Annotated in this window: 20 protein-coding genes; 7 read left to right on the top strand and 13 right to left on the bottom strand. The window is 62.8% G+C overall.

The annotated features are described in order from the left end of the window. Window positions 1-12: 12 nt before the first annotated feature. Window positions 13-897 carry a helix-turn-helix transcriptional regulator gene (locus ACIQC5_RS20575; RefSeq protein ID WP_400286718.1) on the bottom strand — a complete coding sequence of 295 codons (885 nt, stop codon included), beginning with the start codon at window positions 895-897 and terminating at the stop codon, window positions 13-15. A gap of 221 nt (window positions 898-1,118) precedes the next feature. Between ACIQC5_RS20575 and ACIQC5_RS20570 the strand changes: the two genes are divergently transcribed. From ACIQC5_RS20570 to ACIQC5_RS20550, 5 genes are all read left to right on the top strand, one after another. Continuing rightward, entirely contained in the window at window positions 1,119-1,940 is an 822-nt protein-coding gene (locus tag ACIQC5_RS20570; protein ID WP_400286715.1) for an aldo/keto reductase, read from the top strand. A gap of 22 nt (window positions 1,941-1,962) precedes the next feature. Next, window positions 1,963-2,934, top strand: a complete 972-nt coding sequence (locus ACIQC5_RS20565; RefSeq protein ID WP_400286712.1) for an aldo/keto reductase — start codon at window positions 1,963-1,965, stop codon at window positions 2,932-2,934. Further along, window positions 2,931-3,956 (top strand): NAD-dependent epimerase/dehydratase family protein, encoded by a 1,026-nt coding sequence (locus ACIQC5_RS20560; protein WP_400286709.1) that lies wholly within the window; start codon window positions 2,931-2,933, stop codon window positions 3,954-3,956. The genes ACIQC5_RS20565 and ACIQC5_RS20560 overlap by 4 nt, the downstream gene beginning before the upstream one ends. Before the next feature lie 79 nt (window positions 3,957-4,035). After that, window positions 4,036-4,866: an aldo/keto reductase gene (locus tag ACIQC5_RS20555; protein WP_400286706.1), complete on the top strand. Its 831-nt coding sequence runs from the start codon at window positions 4,036-4,038 to the stop codon at window positions 4,864-4,866. Window positions 4,867-4,868: 2 nt separating this feature from the next. Further along, window positions 4,869-5,915, top strand: coding sequence for a lactonase family protein (locus ACIQC5_RS20550; RefSeq protein ID WP_400286704.1), 1,047 nt, complete (start codon window positions 4,869-4,871; stop codon window positions 5,913-5,915). Window positions 5,916-5,967: 52 nt separating this feature from the next. On the opposite strand, the gene ACIQC5_RS20545 is transcribed toward ACIQC5_RS20550, so the two are convergent. After that, window positions 5,968-6,198, bottom strand: a complete 231-nt coding sequence (locus ACIQC5_RS20545) for a hypothetical protein (RefSeq protein WP_400286701.1) — start codon at window positions 6,196-6,198, stop codon at window positions 5,968-5,970. After that, a complete protein-coding gene (locus tag ACIQC5_RS20540; RefSeq protein WP_400286699.1) occupies window positions 6,195-6,389 on the bottom strand; it encodes a hypothetical protein in 195 nt (64 codons plus the stop codon). Before ACIQC5_RS20540 ends, ACIQC5_RS20545 begins: the two co-directional genes overlap by 4 nt. Window positions 6,390-6,675: 286 nt before the next feature. Here ACIQC5_RS20540 and ACIQC5_RS20535 point away from each other — a divergent pair, with 286 nt between their 5' ends. After that, complete coding sequence (locus ACIQC5_RS20535; RefSeq protein ID WP_400286697.1) at window positions 6,676-9,513, top strand: alpha-amylase family glycosyl hydrolase; 2,838 nt, start codon at window positions 6,676-6,678, stop codon at window positions 9,511-9,513. 66 nt (window positions 9,514-9,579) lie between these two features. Here the strand turns inward: ACIQC5_RS20535 and ACIQC5_RS20530 are convergent, their stop codons facing one another. Both ACIQC5_RS20530 and ACIQC5_RS20525 read right to left on the bottom strand, forming a co-directional pair. Beyond that, window positions 9,580-10,575: a hypothetical protein gene (locus ACIQC5_RS20530; protein WP_400286695.1), complete on the bottom strand. Its 996-nt coding sequence runs from the start codon at window positions 10,573-10,575 to the stop codon at window positions 9,580-9,582. 1 nt (window position 10,576) lies between these two features. After that, window positions 10,577-11,086, bottom strand: coding sequence for an RNA polymerase sigma factor (locus ACIQC5_RS20525; protein ID WP_400286693.1), 510 nt, complete (start codon window positions 11,084-11,086; stop codon window positions 10,577-10,579). A gap of 226 nt (window positions 11,087-11,312) precedes the next feature. On the opposite strand from ACIQC5_RS20525, the gene ACIQC5_RS20520 reads away from it, so the two are divergent. Beyond that, window positions 11,313-12,290 (top strand): serine hydrolase domain-containing protein, encoded by a 978-nt coding sequence (locus ACIQC5_RS20520; RefSeq protein ID WP_400286691.1) that lies wholly within the window; start codon window positions 11,313-11,315, stop codon window positions 12,288-12,290. On the opposite strand, the gene ACIQC5_RS20515 is transcribed toward ACIQC5_RS20520, so the two are convergent. The 8 genes from ACIQC5_RS20515 to ACIQC5_RS20480 are packed head-to-tail and all read right to left on the bottom strand — an operon-like array spanning window position 12,268 to window position 18,452. After that, window positions 12,268-13,311 carry a HoxN/HupN/NixA family nickel/cobalt transporter gene (locus tag ACIQC5_RS20515; RefSeq protein ID WP_400286689.1) on the bottom strand — a complete coding sequence of 348 codons (1,044 nt, stop codon included), beginning with the start codon at window positions 13,309-13,311 and terminating at the stop codon, window positions 12,268-12,270. The genes ACIQC5_RS20520 and ACIQC5_RS20515 overlap by 23 nt on opposite strands. Then, window positions 13,311-14,207, bottom strand: a complete 897-nt coding sequence (locus tag ACIQC5_RS20510; RefSeq protein WP_400286687.1) for an urease accessory protein UreD — start codon at window positions 14,205-14,207, stop codon at window positions 13,311-13,313. The genes ACIQC5_RS20515 and ACIQC5_RS20510 overlap by 1 nt, the downstream gene beginning before the upstream one ends. Further along, window positions 14,204-14,821, bottom strand: coding sequence for an urease accessory protein UreG (gene ureG, locus ACIQC5_RS20505; RefSeq protein ID WP_400286685.1), 618 nt, complete (start codon window positions 14,819-14,821; stop codon window positions 14,204-14,206). The genes ACIQC5_RS20510 and ureG overlap by 4 nt, the downstream gene beginning before the upstream one ends. Window positions 14,822-14,837: 16 nt before the next feature. Beyond that, window positions 14,838-15,518: an urease accessory protein UreF gene (locus ACIQC5_RS20500; protein WP_400286683.1), complete on the bottom strand. Its 681-nt coding sequence runs from the start codon at window positions 15,516-15,518 to the stop codon at window positions 14,838-14,840. Continuing rightward, complete coding sequence (gene ureE / locus ACIQC5_RS20495) at window positions 15,499-15,978, bottom strand: urease accessory protein UreE (protein WP_400286681.1); 480 nt, start codon at window positions 15,976-15,978, stop codon at window positions 15,499-15,501. The genes ACIQC5_RS20500 and ureE overlap by 20 nt, the downstream gene beginning before the upstream one ends. A 15-nt stretch (window positions 15,979-15,993) precedes the next feature. After that, complete coding sequence (gene ureC / locus ACIQC5_RS20490; RefSeq protein ID WP_400286679.1) at window positions 15,994-17,724, bottom strand: urease subunit alpha; 1,731 nt, start codon at window positions 17,722-17,724, stop codon at window positions 15,994-15,996. Continuing rightward, window positions 17,721-18,140, bottom strand: a complete 420-nt coding sequence (locus ACIQC5_RS20485) for an urease subunit beta (protein ID WP_400286677.1) — start codon at window positions 18,138-18,140, stop codon at window positions 17,721-17,723. The genes ureC and ACIQC5_RS20485 overlap by 4 nt, the downstream gene beginning before the upstream one ends. A gap of 9 nt (window positions 18,141-18,149) precedes the next feature. After that, a complete protein-coding gene (locus ACIQC5_RS20480) occupies window positions 18,150-18,452 on the bottom strand; it encodes an urease subunit gamma (protein WP_400286675.1) in 303 nt (100 codons plus the stop codon). Between the last annotated feature and the right edge of the window lie 180 nt (window positions 18,453-18,632).

Genomic DNA, 18,632 nt, shown 5'->3' with positions numbered 1-18,632 from the left:
CAAGCATCGGTGTTAACTGTCGTCTCGGCGGGCGGGTTCGGGATCCTTGACCGGTGCGGCGGCAACCGCGCCAAAGCTGCTGAGCAGCGTCAAGGCGTCCGACGACGGCGAACCGGCCTTCGCCGAATACACCCGGAGTGCCTGGTCGGGGTCGTCCGGGAGGCTTAGCGTTTCAAAGTTCAGTTCCAGGTCCCCGACGATCGGGTGGTGTAGCCGGACAGTGCCTGCGGACCGCGTGGCTACCCTGTGCCCTGCCCACCATTGACGGAAATGCTCGCTATGCACGGCGAGTTCGCCCACCAGTTGGTTGGTTTGGGGATCGTTCGGGTGCCGGCCGACATCCATGCGCAGTGCGCCGACGGCTTCGGCAGCCACGGTTTTCCAATCCCTGAAGAGCGCCCCGGCGCCCGCGTCCAGGATGATCCAGCGTGTCAGGTTCCGCTCGGCCGGCGGCAATGACGGGAAATCGGTGAACAGCAAGTGCGCCATCCGGTTGCCGGCCAGAACGTCAGCTCGGCGGCCCAGCACCATGGCAGGGACGTCCCCGACGGCGTCGAGCAGTTGCCGCAAAGCAGGCCGCACCTTCTGCACCGGGCCGGGGTTGCCGGCGGAGCTGGCGCAGTGTTCCAGCAGGTCCATCATGTGGGCGTGCTCGCCGGCGTCCAGGCGCAGGGCGCGCGCCACAGAATCGAGCACGGCCTTGGAGGGATGGATGTTTCGGCCCTGCTCCAAGCGCGTGTAGTAATCGGTGCTTACCCCGGACAGCCGGGCAACTTCTTCACGACGAAGTCCGGGCACCCTGCGGGCGCCACCAGACTCTGGCGTACCGGCGTCGTCCGGAGACAGCCGGGCACGCATGACTTTGAGGAACTTGCCGAACTCGGCGCTTTGACCCATTCGTCCATTCTGCCGCCGGCATCGCACTAAAGGCCACCGCTCTGGGTAGGTCTGCCAGACCTAGGAAAAACAGGATCAGGCTTGGTTGCTGACTCTGCGGCAAAAACTGAATAGGCTCAGTACAGAGCCCTCCGAAAACGCTTTCTCGAAATCCTGGCTTAAGCCACGGATCCGAAAAGGATGGAGGCGCGCGTGCCACATCAACCACGAAGGAGCCCTTCATGCCAGAGCTGACACTGAACAACGGCGTCACCATTCCCCAGCTCGGATTCGGCGTTTTCCAAGTACCGCCGGGAGAAACCCAGCGCGTGGTGGAAGACGCACTCGAGGCGGGTTACCGCCACATCGACACCGCTGCGGCTTACCGCAACGAATCCGGTGTGGGGGCCGCCATCGCGGCATCCGGCATTCCCCGGGATGAACTTTTCATCACCACCAAACTCCGCAACGGCGAGCAGGGCCAGGCGCAGGACGCTTTCCAGCGGAGCCGCGAAGCGCTGGGCCTGGAGGTAGTGGACCTCTACCTGATCCACTGGCCGGTCCCGTCGCAGGGTCTCTACACGCAGGCTTGGAAGGAGCTGGAGAAACTTCACCAGGACCAGCAGATCCGGGCTATCGGCGTCTCCAACTTCCTGCCGGATCACGTGGACACCTTGTTGGCGGAAGCGGAAGTAGTGCCGGCGGTGAACCAGATCGAAATCCACCCCACCTTCCAGCAAAGTGACCTCGCCGCGAAGTGCCGTGAACTTGGCATCGCTGTGGAGGCCTACAGCCCGCTGGGCCAGGGCAAGGACCTGCACTCGGAGGTCGTGGCACTCATCGCCGCCGCCCATGAGGCTACCCCGGCGCAAGTGATCCTCGCCTGGCATCTTGCCCAGGGCACCATCGTCATCCCCAAGTCCGCGGACTCTGCGCGCATGCGCCAGAACCTGGCCGCCGCCGACATCAAGCTCAGCCCGTCGGAGCTTGACGCCATCACCGCACTGGAGGCTGGTGCCCGGAACGGTTCCGATCCCGCCGTCGCCGCTTTTACACAGTTCTAACCACACACAAAGGACAGCAATCATGCAGTACACGCACCTGGGCCGCTCTGGCCTGAAAGTTTCCCGTCTTTGCTTGGGCACCATGAACTTCGGGCCCCAGACCGACGAAGCAACAGCACACTCGATCATGGACTCCGCACTGGACTCCGGCATCAACTTCTTTGACACGGCCAACGTCTACGGCGGCACCGAACACCGCGGTTGGACGGAGGAGATCATTGGGCGTTGGTTCGCGAAGGGCGGCGAGCGCCGTGAGCGGACCGTCCTGGCCACCAAGCTTTATGGCACCATGACGGACCGGCCCAACGAGTCCAAGTTGTCTGCGCTCAACATCCGCCGTGCCTTGGATGCCAGCCTGAAGCGGCTCCAGACGGACTACATCGATATTTACCAGTTCCACCACATCGATCGCGATACACCGTGGGATGAGATCTGGCAGGCGATCGAGGTCGCGGTCCAGCAGGGCAAGATCCTGTACTCGGGCAGCAGCAACTTTGCGGGCTGGCACATCGCGCAGGCGCAGGAGGCCGCGCGAAGGCGCAATTACACAGGCTTGGTCAGCGAACAGTCCATCTACAACCTCTTCAAGCGGGAATTGGAGCTTGAGGTCATCCCGGCCGCTCAGCAGTACGGCCTCGGCCTGATCCCTTGGTCACCGCTTCAGGGCGGGTTGTTGGGCGGCGTGCTGAAGAAGGAAGATCAGGGCGTCCGCCGCACGGAAGGCCGCGCACTGGAGACGCTGCGTCAGCACGAGGACCAGATTCGCCAGTACGAGGATTTCGCCGATGAACTGGGTCACGCACCCGGTGACGTCGCCCTCGCTTGGTTGCTTCACCAGCCGGCGGTAACGGCGCCGATTGTCGGCCCGCGCACGCAGGAGCAGTTGGATGCGGCCATCCGCGCGCTGGATGTCACGTTGAACGACGACGCCCTCAAGCGGCTGGACGATATCTTCCCGGGACACCGCCCCGCGCCCGAAGATTACGCCTGGTGAGCAGCCTCGTTCCGGAAGCCGACACGGTAGCGCCACGCAACATCCTGTTCATTGGCGGTACCGGGGTCATCAGTGCGGCGGCGGCTGAACGCGCCGTCGCGCTGGGCCACCGGCTGACCATCCTCAACCGCGGACGGTCAGCCGGAAGGCCGGTTCCGGAAGGGGCAGAGGTTCTTCACGCGGACGTCCGGGACACCGAGGCAGTGCGGGAGGTACTTCACGGAAGGGAGTACGACGCCGTCGCGGACTTTATCTCTTTCACTCCTGACCAGGCGTTGGCTGGCTTGGAGTTGTTCCGAGGGCGGACGGGTCAGTACGTCTTCATCAGTTCCGCTTCGGCGTACCAGAAGCCGCCTGCGATGCTCCCCATCCGGGAGTCGACGCCGTTGAAGAACCCGTTCTGGCAATACTCGCGGGACAAGATCGCGTGCGAAGAACTGCTGTTCGAGGCTTACCGGGAAGAGGATTTCCCGGTGACAGTAGTGCGGCCGTCCCATACGTATGACCGGACCAAGATCGCGATGGTGGGCGGCTGGACGGATATCCACCGCATGCGTGCCGGGATGCCGGTGATGGTCCATGGCGACGGAACCTCGCTGTGGACGTTGACGCACAGCCGGGATTTCGCCAAGGCGTTCGTCGGCCTCTTGGGCAGACCGCAAGCCGTGGGCGAGAGTTACACCATTACCTCGGACGAGTTCCTGCCATGGGACCAGATCTACCGTTTGTTTGCGCGGGCTGCGGGCGTCCCGGAGCCCGAACTCTTTCATGTTTCCTCAGAGACCATCGCGGCCCACAGCCCTGAGCTCGGACCGAACCTGCTGGGGGACCGCTCCCACTCGGTGGTGTTCGACAATTCCAGGATCAAGGCACTGGTTCCGGGGTATCAGGCGACGATTCCCTTTGCCGATGGCGCCCGGGAGATCGTGGACTGGCACGATTCGCACCCTGGGCTACAGGTGGTGCAGGAGGACTTCATGGAACTGAGTGACCGCCTCCATGACTGGTCGCGTCGGCAATAGTTGGGAATTGTCGGCAAGAGTTGCCAAGCAGCGAGTAGCCAGCGTAGAACAACACCAAGACCCAAAGGAGAGCATTCCCATGGCACTTGCACCGCTCATCGAGCTCAACGACGGCCACAAGATCCCCCAACTCGGATTGGGCACGTGGCCCTTGGACGACACCCAGGTTGCCGAGGCCGTGGTGGAGGCGGTCAAGCATGGCTACCGGCACATCGATACCGCGGTGAAATACGGCAACGAAACTGGCGTGGGCAACGGCATCAAGGCCTGCGGGGTGGACCGTGAAGAACTGTTCATCACCACCAAGCTCGATGGCGGATTCCAAGGCTCAGGAAAGGCCGTTGCGGGACTGGACGGTTCCTTGGAGCGCTTGGGGTTGGACTACGTTGACTTGCTGTTGATCCACTGGCCCCTCCCCCGGCGCGACGAATTCGTCTCCACGTGGAAGACCTTCGAGGAACTTCAGGCCTCGGGCAAAGTCCGGTCGATCGGCGTCTCCAATTTCAAGCCTGCCCACCTGGACCGTCTGTTCGCCGAGACTGACGTTATCCCTGCGGTCAACCAGATCCAGGTCAGCCCCTCCATCCCGCGATCGGTGGCCCGGGCCTTCAACGAACAGCACGGCATCGTCACCGAGTCCTACAGCCCCTTGGGTGCCAGCAGCGACCTCCTCAATGCACCGGTGCTGGCTTCCATCGGCCGCAAATACGGCAAGACTCCAGGGCAAGTAGTACTGCGCTGGCACGTCCAGCAGGGCTTGGTAGCCATCCCCAAGACCTCTAACCCGCAGCGAATGCAGGAGAATCTGGACGTCTACAACTTCGAACTGACACATGATGACCTCCTCGCCCTCGAAACCCTCGACGCGGGACCCGACGCCGGCGTTGACTCCGACGTCCAAGGGCACTGAGCGTGGGAGAACTGATCTGGACCGGCTGTTACACCGCTGACAGGGACGGAAATGGGGACGGCATCGGCGTGCTCTCGGCAGGCGCCGACGGCAAACTGACCTCCCTGGGGCTGGCAGTGAAGGCGAATTCACCGTCGTTCCTTGCCGAGCATCCGAAAGTGCCGGTCGTTTACGCCGTGGCGGAGGAAGGCCGCAGCTTGCGGGCCTATCGCCGGACAGGTTCCACCGAGCTCGAGCCCTTCGGCGAACCGTGGCCCGCAGGCGAGGCCGCCTGCCATGTAGCGGTGGACCCACACGGCCGTTTCGTCGTGGTGACCTGCTGGGGCGACGGACAGGTCATTCTGTACGAACTGGATTCCGACGGCGGCATCACCTCGCGCATCAGCGCGGAAGCCGCCGTCGACCCTTATGACGCCGGACCCGGCGGAGAAGCGCGACCCAGCCGTGCGCACGCAAGCCTCATGCTGCCCGACGGCCGGGTGATGACCACGGACCTTGGGCATGACCTGCTGCGCGTCTGGCGCTTTGTGGCCGGTGAGGGCCTGGTCACTGACCACCTAGTAGTCCTGCCCAAGGATTCCGGCCCGAGGCACATGGCCCACCATGCCGGCGGGACCGTTTTTGTGGTGACTGAGTATTCCATCGAGGTGGCCGCCGTTCGGGCCAATCCGGACGGCATCTTTGAGCTCGCCGCAGTTGTTCAGGCAAGTGCCAACGGGGCGCTCGACGGCGACTCCGCGGCGGAGATCGGGCTCTCACCTGATGGGCGGCACGCCTACGTTGGGGTGCGTGGCTCCAACCGGATTTGTGTGTTGGGCGTCAATCACGACGGCTCGGCGTTGAAACCGTTGGCTGACATACCAAGCGGAGGCAACTGGCCGCGACACCATGTGGTTCGCGAAGGCTGGCTGCACGTAGCTCACGAACGGTCCAACGACGTCGTGACGTTCCGCCTGGACCCTGAAACGGGACTGCCGGACGAGCCCGTCAGCCACATGGAAACAGGTTCGCCAACGGCACTGATCGCAGCTCGTCGAGATGGCATTTGACGCCAATGTTCCGCTCAAACATTGGCGCTAAGTGCCATCTCGGCGGAGGGCCCTAAGCGGCCCAGACCTCAATTGAGTCGGTACCGCAAAGGAGCCTGCGACCAGCCGGTTCCAGGATTACCCACAGCAGTTCGTGGTGCGCGGAAACCTCGTCAACGCGGCCGGCGCCGGAGCCCCAACCAGCTTCGTAGATCCACACTTCCTCGCCAGAGGCGAGCTCGGACCATTGGGCTGCGGGGACGTGCCGGTATCCGGCCGGCCGCGTCAAGATGGTGCTTGTCATGCAGAGGCGCCGGCGGGCTGCAGCCGCCAGGTGGTCGGCACGCCGTTGTGGGCGGGAAGCACGTGGCCTTCTGGGAAGGCCTGCACGGAGTCCGGGTCTGAATCCGGGCTCCACATGCCCGACGCCGGGCAGTGGGAACCGGTAGGCATGACGCGGGTGGCACGTTCGCGCAGGAGGGCGATGCTCTTCATCGTTGAATTTCGTCCTTGTGTAGTGTGAAGCAGATCTCCTCAACCCTATGCAAGTCACAAAGGCTTCGTTATGGACAGATGCATAACGTTTTCGCATGAACCCATGCATGAGCACAGTGAAAAATCGCCGATTTTTGGGTGCTATCGCTGCAAACGCTTCCAGTTTTGGGCCTTTCCGCCACTGCGTCATCTCAAGAAATCCCTTAAATACTCTGGAATCACCCAACGCAAGCGCTTACAGTTGTGAGTTGCCACACAGCAGAGTCGCTTAGCGGAAGGTTCCATCGTGTTTTCTCGCAGCTATAGATCCGTTGTTCCCCATCCCCACCAATTCCCCAGCCAACGCGTGGCACCCGGCCGTGCCGTCGCCATCGTGCTCGCCACCGCAGTGTTGACGGCGTCGGCCATCCTGCCCGCGAGCGCCGTGAACGCCAGCATCAGCGCTGGCATCAGCGCCAAGAAGACTGCCCCGGATCCCGCCGCCGGGCATTCCGTGCGCGGCGGCATCAGCGACCAGAACTTCTACTTCGTCATGGCGGACCGGTTCAACAACGGCACCACGGCGAACGACGACGGCGGGCTGGGTTCGGACCCGATGGTCTCCGGCTTCGATCCCACCCGTAAGGGCTTCTTCAACGGCGGGGACCTCAAGGGGCTGCAGGATCGTTTGGGCTACATCCAAGGCCTGGGAACCAATGCCCTCTGGCTCACGCCGAGCTTCAAGAACAAGGCCGTCCAGGGCGGCGGGCAACTCGAGAACAGCTCTGCCGGCTATCACGGCTATTGGGTCACGGACTTCACACAGATCGACCCCCATTTGGGGACGAACGCGGAGCTGAAGACCCTCATCGACGCCGCGCATGCCCGCGGGATGAAGGTCTACTTCGACATCATCGCCAACCACACCGCTGACGTCATCCAGTATCAGGAGACCGCTTCCGCGCCTTACATTTCCAAGGCCACCGAACCCTACCGAAGCGCCACGGGCGAGGCCTTTGACGACCATGACTACGCCGGGACGCAGGACTTCCCCGCTTTGGACCCAGCGACGTCCTTCCCGTACACGCCGGTGGTTCCCGCGGCCGAGCAGGACGTCAAAGTGCCGGCGTGGCTCAACGACCCCACGCTCTATCACAACCGCGGCAACACCAACTTTGCCGGCGAGGACTCGCTGTATGGCGACTTCTTCGGCCTGGATGACCTGTTCACCGAGAACCCGCGAGTGGTCAACGGGATGGTGGACATCTACAAGGCGTGGATCCGCGACTTCGGCATTGACGGCTTCCGGATCGACACCATGAAGCACGTCAATGACGAGTTCTGGCAGCAGTTCGGGCCGGAGGTGCTCAGTTACGCCAAGGAGCAGGGCAAGGACGAGTTCTTCATGTTTGGCGAGGTGTTCGATACCTCCAAGAGCGTCACGTCCAAGTTCACCACCAAGGACCGGATGCAGGCCGTGCTGGACTTCGGGTTCCAGGGTGCCGCGCGTAGCTTCGCGTCCCAGGGCAGCAAGGCCACCGGTCTTGCCGACTTCTTCGGAGGTGACGACTGGTACACGGACGCCGATTCGAACGTCTACCAACTGCCCACGTTCCTGGGGAACCACGACATGGGCCGCATCGGCACATTCATCGCCCAGGACAATGCCGGGGCTTCCGATGCCGAACTCGTGGAGCGCGACCAACTTGCCCACGAGCTGATGTACTTCTCGCGCGGCAACCCGGTGATCTACTACGGCGACGAACAAGGCTTCACCGGGGCCGGTGGCGACCAGGATTCGCGGCAGTCGATGTTCGCCAGCCAGGTCCAGGAGTACCTCGACGACGACCTTCTGGGCACCGGAGCCACCCACGCCACGGACAACTTCGACACCCAGCACCCGCTCTACCGCAAGATCAGCCAGCTCGCGGCCCTCACCGCCAAGCACCCCACGTTGCGTGACGGCGCCCAGCAGAACCGCTACGCCGCCGATGGTGCCGGGATCTACGCTTTCTCCCGCATCGACGCGAGGGACCAGCGCGAATACATCGTGGCCTTGAACAACAGCGAGACCGCGCAAACCGCAGCCGTCCCCACGTTCGAAGCGAAGCAGCCCTTCGAGCTGGTCTATGGCGACGCCGCAGTTGAAGCCAAGACGGATGCACAGGCCAATCTCACGGTCACCGTTCCGCCGCTTTCTGCCGTGGTGTACCAAGCGAAAGGGCGACTCGCCACGTCCAAGGCTGCTCCCGCCGTCGTCCTCAAGAAGCCGGTCACCGCGGCTGGCGACGCTGACCGCGTAAAGGTGACGGCCGACGTCGACGGTAACTCGTTCTATGAGGTCACCTTCGAGGCACGTACCGCGGGTGGCGGGTGGCAGTCGATTGGCACGGACGACAATGCGCCCTACCAGGTGTTCCACGAGGTGTCTTCCTTGGATTCGGGCACATCGGTGGAGTACCGCGCCGTGGTGCTGGACAACGCAGGCCACACCTCCGCGAGTGAGTCGCGCACCGGTGTGGTGGGTGAGCCGACGCAGCCTGAAACGGTCACCGTGGCCGGCAGTCTCAACACTGAACTCGGCTGCACGGAGGACTGGCAGCCCTCGTGCGAACAGGCGCTGATGAGCTACGAGCCGACGCATCGGCTGTGGCAGTTGAATGTCCCGAACCTGCCCGCTGGAACGTACGAGTTCAAGGCCGCGCTCAACGGCACGTGGGACGAGAACTACGGTGTGGGCGGAGTCCTGGACGGCCCCAATATCGTGTTCCAGCACTCAGGTGGCGCCGTCACGTTCCTGTACGACCACGCCACCAACGTGATCAGCGCCGCCGTTGCGGGTCCGCAGCCTGCCGCCGTTTCCGTCCCGGGAAGCCTGAACTCCGAGCTCGGTTGCGCTGGCGACTGGATGCCTGATTGCGCGCAGGCCCAGCTGGCCCTGGATCCCGCGGACGGGATCTGGAAGCTCTCCGTGGTGGATTTGCCTGCAGGGAACTACGAGTTCAAGGCCGCCATCAACGGCTCCTGGGCTGAGAACTACGGCCTCGGCGGAGCTGGGAACGGCAGCAACATCACGCTGAACCACGACGGCGGACCGGTCACCTTCCGGTACGACTCCGCCAGCCACCTGGTCACCGCCCACTAACCCAAGTAGGTAGCAGCAGTGCGCGTTTTGAGCGCTCAAAACGCGCACTGCTGCTACACAGATGGGTTACTTGTAGCTCACACTCAGGAGCATGGCCTTCAGCTGTGAGTATTGTTCGCTACCCATCCAGGCTTTGGCGGCTTCTGGGGTGGCGAACGTGGGCTGCTTGTCGAGATCAAATTTCACGTATGCGATCATGAACCCGTTGGGCATCCTGATCTGGTTTGTGCCGGATGAAGTCTGCCCGGATTGAAGCTCGGAGGACAGCCGGATGTCCATGACGTAGACCGGAGGAGAGTCGGAACGCCCACTAGCCGTGGGCATCCCTCCGCTACCGGAGTTGTAGTCGATGTTCATGATGTAGTTCAAGGAGAACCCGAATTCCACCTGGTTCCCTGCTGTATCCGTTACTCCAGGAACCACGGCACGGTCCAGAACTGTCCGGTCCACCAGCCCGGCAGTACCGTCGCCGTAGAAACCGCTGCTCATAAAGGCAACCTCAGCGCCGGTGCTGTCCAGAATGGTGGCTCCGTCGGAAGGACCTTGTTCCGGGCGAACGGTCCAACCGGCGGGGTACCTGAACGAGACGTGCCCATCAGGGAACGTGAACGTCTGCGCTGTGGCAACCGGAACAGGCGGCGGCGCCACGGGTGCAGTGGTGATCGCAGCTGGTGCGGTGGGGGTCGGCACCTGGCTGGCGTCCGGCGTCGGAGTCGCAGTTGGCGTTGCAGTTGGCGAAGGCGTGACAGAGACGCTCGGAGTAGGTGTCGCCTCCGGCGTCGTCACAGTGACCGCCGGCGCAGGCGTGGAAGATACAGGACCGAAGTTGGCGGCCACGAGGACACCGGCAGTCACCGCCGCTGCTCCCAGAAGGAGTCCGCCGGCAATCCGTACCTTGCGGCTCCTGCGTCCTTCGAGTGACGCCACGCCCGCGGGCAAAGTGTCGCTGAAGACCCGCGGACCGGACAACATACGGCTTAGGGCCTCTGCCCCGTTGATCTCAGCCTCCGGATCGTTGTTCAGAGGGTCGATCGCGGAAATCTGGCTCTTGATCGGATCCATCTCAGACTCCCATCTTGTGTGTAGTCGTTTCGGCACCCGCAGGCAGCTGTTTCCGGAACGCCGCACGGGCACGGTGCAGCCTGACCTTGGCTGCGGCTTCACTGCACTTGAGCACTCGCGCAATCTCGGGACCGCCCAAGCCGTCCCAATACGCCAGCTGAAGGATGTCCCGATCCTGAACGCGCAGGCGGGCCATGGCATCCTGGACCACGACGTTCTCGGAGTCATCGCCGAAACGCTGCACCGCCGTCGTCCGCAGTTTTTCCTGCAGCGCCTGCTGCCGGTCGCGGCTCCGGTACGCGTTCCCCACGAGGTTGCGCGCAATGGTCAACAGGTAGGCGATATCCGGAAGCGACTCCTCCGCCCATTTTTGCCATACAACGCGGAAAACGTCGGCCGCGATTTCTTCGGCCATCTCCGCTGATTCGACCCGCCGGCGAACGAACCTGAAAACGGATGGATAGCTGTCTTTGTGAATGGCGATGAACGCCAGTTCGCGCTCGGAAAGCACGATTTCCCCCTGATAAGTAGTGTCCTGAACTGCAGGATATTTGTATAGTTTCCGGCCCGGGCCCAATGGTTACGCGCGGCGGAAAGTAATTTTGCTGGATCTTCCCCTTCCGCAGGGGCCTGTGGGGGCGCGGTCAGAGCCCTCGCCCTGCGAAGGGTCCAGCAGAAAATCGTCGCGTCCGGATATATTCGAGTCACCGAACCCCGAGCGAGAGCGTGGAAGAACCATGGTGGAAACAGGACCAGCGGCAGACTGGGCCCGAAAGCAGGTGGACCTGGGGCGTGTGCCGGTGGCGGTCCTGGGTGTGGCTTCCAGCAAAGGCATCGAGGATGTGGTGGCGTTCGGGACCGACGGCGGCAGGCAGGCAACGGCCGACGACCACTTTGCCCTGTTCTCCGTCTCGAAACCCATCAGCTCGCTGACCGTCATGCGGCAGGTTGAGCTGGGGAAACTTTCACTGGGCGCGTCGTTGACCGAAGCACTGACCGGCTTCGGCGCCGGTCGCACAGACACTGTGACCCTCGAACACCTGTTGAGTCACCGCGCCGGCATCACAGACCCGGCCCTCGACGGCGGCACCTCCCTCCGCGATGACCTCACCTCTGCGGGTCAGTCGTTTTATGCGGGAAGGTTGGTCCAGTACTCCAACATCGCCTTTGAGGGTGCTGCAGCCATGGCCGAGTGGGCCGACGGACGCCCGTTCGAGGAGCAACTCCTGTCCCTGACCGCGGACACAGGTGCCCAGGGCCTCACGTTCGACACAGCGTGCAACCCGCACGCTGTCCATCGCACCGACGAGGAGGGCCTCAACGTCCAGGGTATGTACCAAAAGAGGCATCCCGGAGCCGGACTCTTCGGCACAGCTGCGGACCTGCTCAACCTGGGCTCGGAGCTGCTTCGCAACTCAGGCAAGGCGGTGCAGCCGGCAACCCTCGCGGCCATGCGCCGGCTCCGCACCACGGGGCTTTCCCACATCACCACCCGGCCCGCTCCCCTGCGCCATACCGGCTTGGGCTTTCAGATGCCGGCCAACGAATCCGAGCTCCTGGCCAAGGGCATTTACGGCCACCCGGGGTGGTCGGGCACGGAATGGTGGATGTTCCCGGAACAGGACCGCTGTGTCGTGTTCCTGACGAACGTGCTGGACACCCCTGACCTTGGTGTGGACACGAACGAGCTCTTCAACGCTGTGGCGGTGTCCTAGACCGCCACGCGGACACGGCCCACACCAGCACGAACAGCCCCACGAGGATGAGGCCGGCATCGCCGAGGTCGATCCCGCCAAGCCAGGCAGTCAGCGGATCTTCAAGCCCAAACGCGGCATTAACGAATCCGCCCAGCGTGATCACTGAGATGAACAACGCCGAAACCGCCGAAATGCCGGTGATCACCGCATTGAAGCCGAGTTTGCGCTGCGGATTGTTGATGGCCGTCTTGTACATCTTCATCATGGCCACCCCATTGACGGAATCGCACAGAGTCATGGCCGCGGTGAACGCGAGAGGGAGGGCCATCAAGGCGAATGGCGAGACCCCGGCAAGTGACGCCGTGGTGGTGATGACCAACAGCCCTATGGTGGTGGCGGTGTCGAATCCCAGTCCGAACAGGAAGCCGATCACGTAGATGTTCCGTGGCCGCTCCACCTTGGCGAGCGGCTTTGCCAGCAGCCGGGCAACAAATCCTTTGGCTTCCAGGTCGTCCTCGCGAACCTCCCCGCCAGCCTGAACACTCCGGTACACCCGGGTGGCGCGAACAAAGGCGGAGCCGTTGAACAAGCCCATCGCCAGCAGGAACAGCCCGGACACGCCACTGCCAATCAAACCCAGGACCTTGTTGCCGGTGGTGCCGTCCTCCATGAACTGCCCGATCATCGTCGCGCCCGCCACCACCAACAAACCGGCCAGGATCACCACGGAACTGTGGCCCAGGCTGAACGCGAACCCCACACTGACCGGATCCTTGTGCTGCGCCACGAACTTGCGCGCTGAATTGTCGATCGCCGCGATGTGGTCCCAGTCGTAGCTGTGCTTGATGCCGGCAACATACGCGGTCACCACCAGGCCAAGCGCCAGCGGCTGCGCGGCGCCTGCCGATCCAAGAAGCAAGAGCACCACGGCGGCAGCGTGCAAAGCGGCCACCGCACCGAACGTGAACAGCAGCCTGGTCCGGAGGGGCAAATGCTCCCGCTGCCGGTACATCATGGCGAACTCGGCCAGCGCGGTCATTAATACTTCCTTAGGTCCAGGGGCGCCTGCCCGCTCCAGCGTGCGCGGAGAACGCCGGTGCAGGCTGCCAACAAGCGGTTAAGTTCTTCGGTGCTGTTCGACAACGCCCGCAGCACGAGTCCGGTGGTCCCGCCCACGCTGATGGTCAATGAAACACCCGTGAATGCGTCCAAGTCACGGGTCAACTGGTCCAACTCATCGGCAAGCTCCTGATCCACCCTCTGATCCACAACAATCAGGGACCCCAGATGGCTGAAACCCTCCATGAACCCCATGCCCGTGACATCGCCGAGCGGCGGCCGGATGAGGAGGTTGTCGAGCGCCAGCAATTGTGAACCGGTGCCGGTGACAACATGGATTTCGTTGCGGAGCCGAAGCTCTTCGTACTTGAAAGACGCGCCGTCCGGCGACCAGCCCGGTGTGATGACTTCGGCCATGACAAGGCTCGACGACGGGTGGAGACTGATGTGCGAATTCTGCCGGTAGCTGGCCTCCCGATAAGCAATGAGCTGGTCTGGCATCAGCTCCAACCGGGCGCCCTCCCCCAGCCGGATCGACATCCGCTGCTCAGCGAACGAGCCTGGGGTCCGGTAAATCTTGGTGGCAGACTGCGTCGTCAACAACAAATCAGCCCCGGCCTCGACCTCCACATCGATGAGGAACAGATCGGCCCCCAAATAAGCCCCGCCAGGATTGACCATGACGTAGCAAACCTGCCCGCTCTGATCCAAGTAATGCGGCCGCAACACTCTCAAAGCGCCTTCATGGAACTGCCGAGAAGCAACGGACCGCCCACCCCGCACGCTGATGCCCAACTCAAGTCGCCCCCGGGCACGGCCCCTTTCATCAGCGGGCACCGCCTCAGGAGAGATGAGAGAGGACGTGAGTGGGGTCATGATGCCAGGTCGAGCATCAGGACGTCGCGTCGGATCCAGTTCAGTACTGCGTCCAGCCCTTCGTCGGTTTTGAGGTTGGTGAAGCAGAAGGGTTTGTTGCCTCGGAATTCCTTGGAGTCACGCTCCATGATCGACAAGTCTGCGCCTACAAACGGTGCCAGGTCCGTTTTGTTGATGATGAAGAGGTCGGACTTGATCATGCCTTGGCCGGCTTTGCGGGGGATCTTTTCGCCTTGGGCAACGTCGATGATGTAGATCGAGAAGTCGACGAGTTCCGGGCTGAAGGTGGCCGAGAGGTTGTCGCCGCCGGATTCGACAAAGATCACCTGCAGATCCGGGTGGCGTTTCTTGAGCTCTTCGATGGCTGCAGTGTTCATTGAGGTGTCTTCGCGGATCGCGGTGTGCGGGCAGCCGCCGGTTTCGACGCCGATGATCCGGTCTTCGGGCAGGATGCCGTTGGCGGCCAGTATCTTGGCGTCTTCGATCGTGTAGATGTCGTTGGTGATGGCGGCCATGGAGATGTCGCCGCTCATGTGGCGCGTGATGCGCTCCACCAGCTGGGTCTTGCCGGCTCCAACGGGTCCGCCGACGCCGATTTTGATGGGTTCAGACATGTGTCCTCCTGAAGGGTTAGCTCATGAACATGCGGGCGCGTTGCCGCTCGTGCCGCATTTGTGAAATTTCAAGTCCGGGGCTCACGGCCCCAAAGTCGTCCCACCCGAGGCGGGGTACAACGTCGACGGCGGCAGCGACGGCGTCGTGCGCGGCCCGAAGTACCCGCTGCCCGGCGTTTTGGCCGAGCGGGATGGCGCGGACGGCGTTCTGGGTCAGCGAAGTGACCGTGGCAAACAAATAGGCAGAGAGTGCTTCTTCGAAGGGGACCTTCAGCGAGCGTGCGATGACGCCAAAAGCCAAAGGTTGATGCCCCAACGCCCCGCCCCCGCGAACCAACGCCCGGTAGGCATCCAACTCCTCGGACGGGAACACCTCAGCCCCGATCTCCAACAGGCGCCCACCCATCTTCACCGAAGCCTCCCGCACCTCCCGAGCCAACAACTGCCCGGAAAGAACAGAATCCAGCAGCCCCACGTCCACCGCCTCATACAAGAACCGCACAGCCAACCCATCGGAATAGGTCAACTGCTGGCCAATGAAGGCATGCAGCCAAGTGCTGAAGGTGATTTCATCACGCACAAGCCCGCGGTGGATGTAGGTCTCAAACCCCAAAGAATGAGCAAACGCCCCCGTAGGCAACGCAGAGTCGGTCAACTGCTGTAGAGCCAGCTGGTAGTTAGTGCGAATGCTCAGCATGGCGAAATGGCACCGGCATGACCCGTTCTTGCCTGTCGTAGGGGACGCCGACGTGCTTGAGGTAGTCCTCCACGGTGTGGTCGTACTGGCACACCATGACTTCGGCTGCATAGTCGGACGAGACGTCAAAGAATTGCGCCTGCAAATGCCGGTTGCCGAGCGAGTGTGCCACCACACCCATTTCGTGGATGCTCCGCGGCGCGATCACCAGGACGTCGGTGGGCAGCACGGAGATGACGATGAGGTTGGCGTCGTCGACGGCCAGGATGTCGCCGTCGCGCAGGTCGCCGGATCCGGCGGGGAGTCGGATGCCGAGTTCCTTGCCGTGGTCGGTGGTGACGCGTTGGATGCGTTTGACGAGGAGGGCGCTGGGGAGCACGACTTTTTCCTTGTGGTGGCCGGCGTAATCGGCGGCGTTGGGCAGTTCGTGCAGGTTGCCCAGGATCTTTTCGATGATCAAGTGGTCTCCTGAAATCTAGAAGAGGAAGTAGCGCTGCGCCATGGGCAGCACGTCCGAGGGTTCGCAGGTGGCTTCGACGCCGTCCACCGTCACCTTGTAGGTTTCGGGATCCACCACGATGTCCGGGGTTTCGCCGTTAAACTTCAGTTCCGCTTTGCTCAGCTGGCGAATGCCGGAGACTGGCCTGATGACGCGTTCGAGTCCGAGCTCTTCGGGAACCCCGGCCTGGATCGCGGCCTTGGACAGGAACGTGATGGACGTCTGTTGGAGTGCCTTCCCGTAGGTGGCGAACATGGGTCGCATGGTGCGCGGCTGCGGGGTGGGGATGGAGCCGTTGGAGTCGCCCATGAGTGCGTAGGCGATCTGGCCGCCCTTGATCACCAGCTCCGGCTTTACTCCGAAGAACGCCGGGTCCCAGAGAACGAGGTCTGCAAACTTCCCTGTTTCGACTGAGCCGATGGAGTCTGCCATGCCCTGCGCGATGGCCGGGTTGATGGTGTATTTGGCCACGTAGCGCTTGAGCCGGAAGTTGTCGGACTCCTCCGATCCATGGCGGGTTCCGGACGGGTCCTTGAGGACGCCACGCTGGCGTTTCATGGCGTCGGCAACCTGCCACGTGCGCGTGACTACTTCACCTACCCGGCCCATTGCCTGCGAGTCCGAGGACGTGATGGCGAAAACGCCGAGATCGTGAAGGACGTCCTCCGCAGCGATGGTTTCGGCTCGGATGCGCGAGTCTGCGAAGGCCACGTCTTCCGGGATGTCCGGGTTGAGGTGGTGGCAGACCATGAGCATGTCCAGGTGCTCTTCGATGGTGTTCTTCGTGTACGGCAGCGTGGGGTTGGTCGAGGCCGGGAGCACGTTGGGCAACCCTGCGATCTTGATGATGTCCGGCGCGTGCCCGCCACCGGCGCCTTCAGTGTGGAAGGTGTGGATGACACGGCCGTCGATCGCCTTGATGGTGTCCTCCACAAAGCCGCACTCGTTGAGCGTGTCGGTGTGGATGGCCACTTGGACGTCGTATTCGTCGGCGACGCGCAGGGACATGTCGATGGACGACGTCGTGGAGCCCCAGTCCTCATGGACTTTAAGCCCGACTGCACCTGCGCGGATCTGCTCCGCGAGGGGCTCGACGGCGGATGCGTGTCCCTTGCCGAAAATGCCGATGTTGATGGGGAGGCCTTCGGCGGCTTGGAGCATCCGGGAGATGTGCCACTTTCCGGGCGTAATCGTGGTGGCTTTGGTACCTTCTGCCGGTCCGGTGCCGCCGCCCACCATCGTGGTGACGCCGTTGCACAGAGCCGTGGGGACCTGCTCCGGGGAGATGTAATGGATGTGTGTATCGATGCCGCCGGCTGTGAGGATCTTCCGTTCACCGGCGATCATCTCGGTACTGGCGCCGATCACGATGTCCACGCCGTCGGTGATCTGGGGGTTGCCGGCCTTGCCGATCTTGAAGATGTGCCCATCCTTGAGGGCGACGTCGGCCTTATAGATACCCGTGTAGTCGAGGACGATCACGTTGGAAATGACCGTGTCGGGGACGTCCTCATCCCGTGTCACTTGGCCGTTCTGCCCCATGCCGTCGCGCACCACCTTGCCGCCGCCGAAGACCACTTCTTCGCCGTACACGGTGTAGTCGTTCTCAATTTCGAGGAACAACCCGGTGTCCGCCAGACGGATGGCATCGCCGGTGGTGGGACCGTAGAGCTCGGCGTACTGTCGGCGCGAAATCTCGAAGCTCACTGGTTGTCTCCTTCTACTGCGACGCTGGATCCTTCTGCTGCAACGCCCGGCCGAGCGACACCCGGGCGGCCAGTGCCTGGGTGACCGTCGCCGCCAAGGCCAGTACCGCCGTCGAGCGGGCCGTTCACGGCGTCGCTGAGTCCATAAACTTCACGGGATCCCGCGAGGTCGACCAGGTGGACAGTCTTGCTGTCGCCAGGTTCGAATCGCGCGGCAGTGCCGGCCGGGATGTCCAGGCGACGGCCGTAGGCGGCTTCGCGATCGAACTCCAGGCCGCGATTGGCCTCGGCAAAGTGGTAGTGCGAGCCGATCTGGATGGGACGGTCGCCGCGGTTCACAACCTCGACGGCGATCGCCTCGCGGCCGCTGTTGCAGACGATGGGCTCGGGGCGGAGCCTGTATTCACCGGGAATCATGGAGGGCTCCTATCGGATGGGGTCGTGGACGGTGACGAGTTTGGTGCCGTCCGGGAAAGTGGCTTCGATCTGGACGTCGTGGATCATCTCCGGCACGCCTTCCATCACGTCGTCGCGGCGCAGCAGCGTGGTTCCGTAGCTCATGAGTTCCGCGACTGTTTTGCCGTCTCTGGCGCCTTCGATGAGTTCATAGCTGATGATGGCCACGGCTTCGGGGAAGTTCAGCTTGAGCCCGCGCGCCTGCCTGCGTCTGGCGAGGTCGGCAGCCACCACGATCATGAGTTTTTCCTGCTCACGGGGCAAAAGATGCATCAGTTCTCCTTCAAATTCTTGGTGCTGCGCAGACGGACGTCAGATCACTCGAGGCTTGGGACAGCCGAGGACGTCGGGGCGCTACTACTCTTATAGCCCCAAACGTCTGACATTTCCAACCGAGCACAACACCGACCCCCGTGAACGGGTTGTGCTCAGCGTAGGCTCTGGAGGTTTCAG

Source organism: Paenarthrobacter sp. NPDC092416, from assembly GCF_044755025.1.
Lineage (GTDB): Bacteria > Actinomycetota > Actinomycetes > Actinomycetales > Micrococcaceae > Arthrobacter.
Note: the sequence above shows the minus strand (reverse complement) of the source record. Positions and strands in the feature narration are given on the sequence as shown.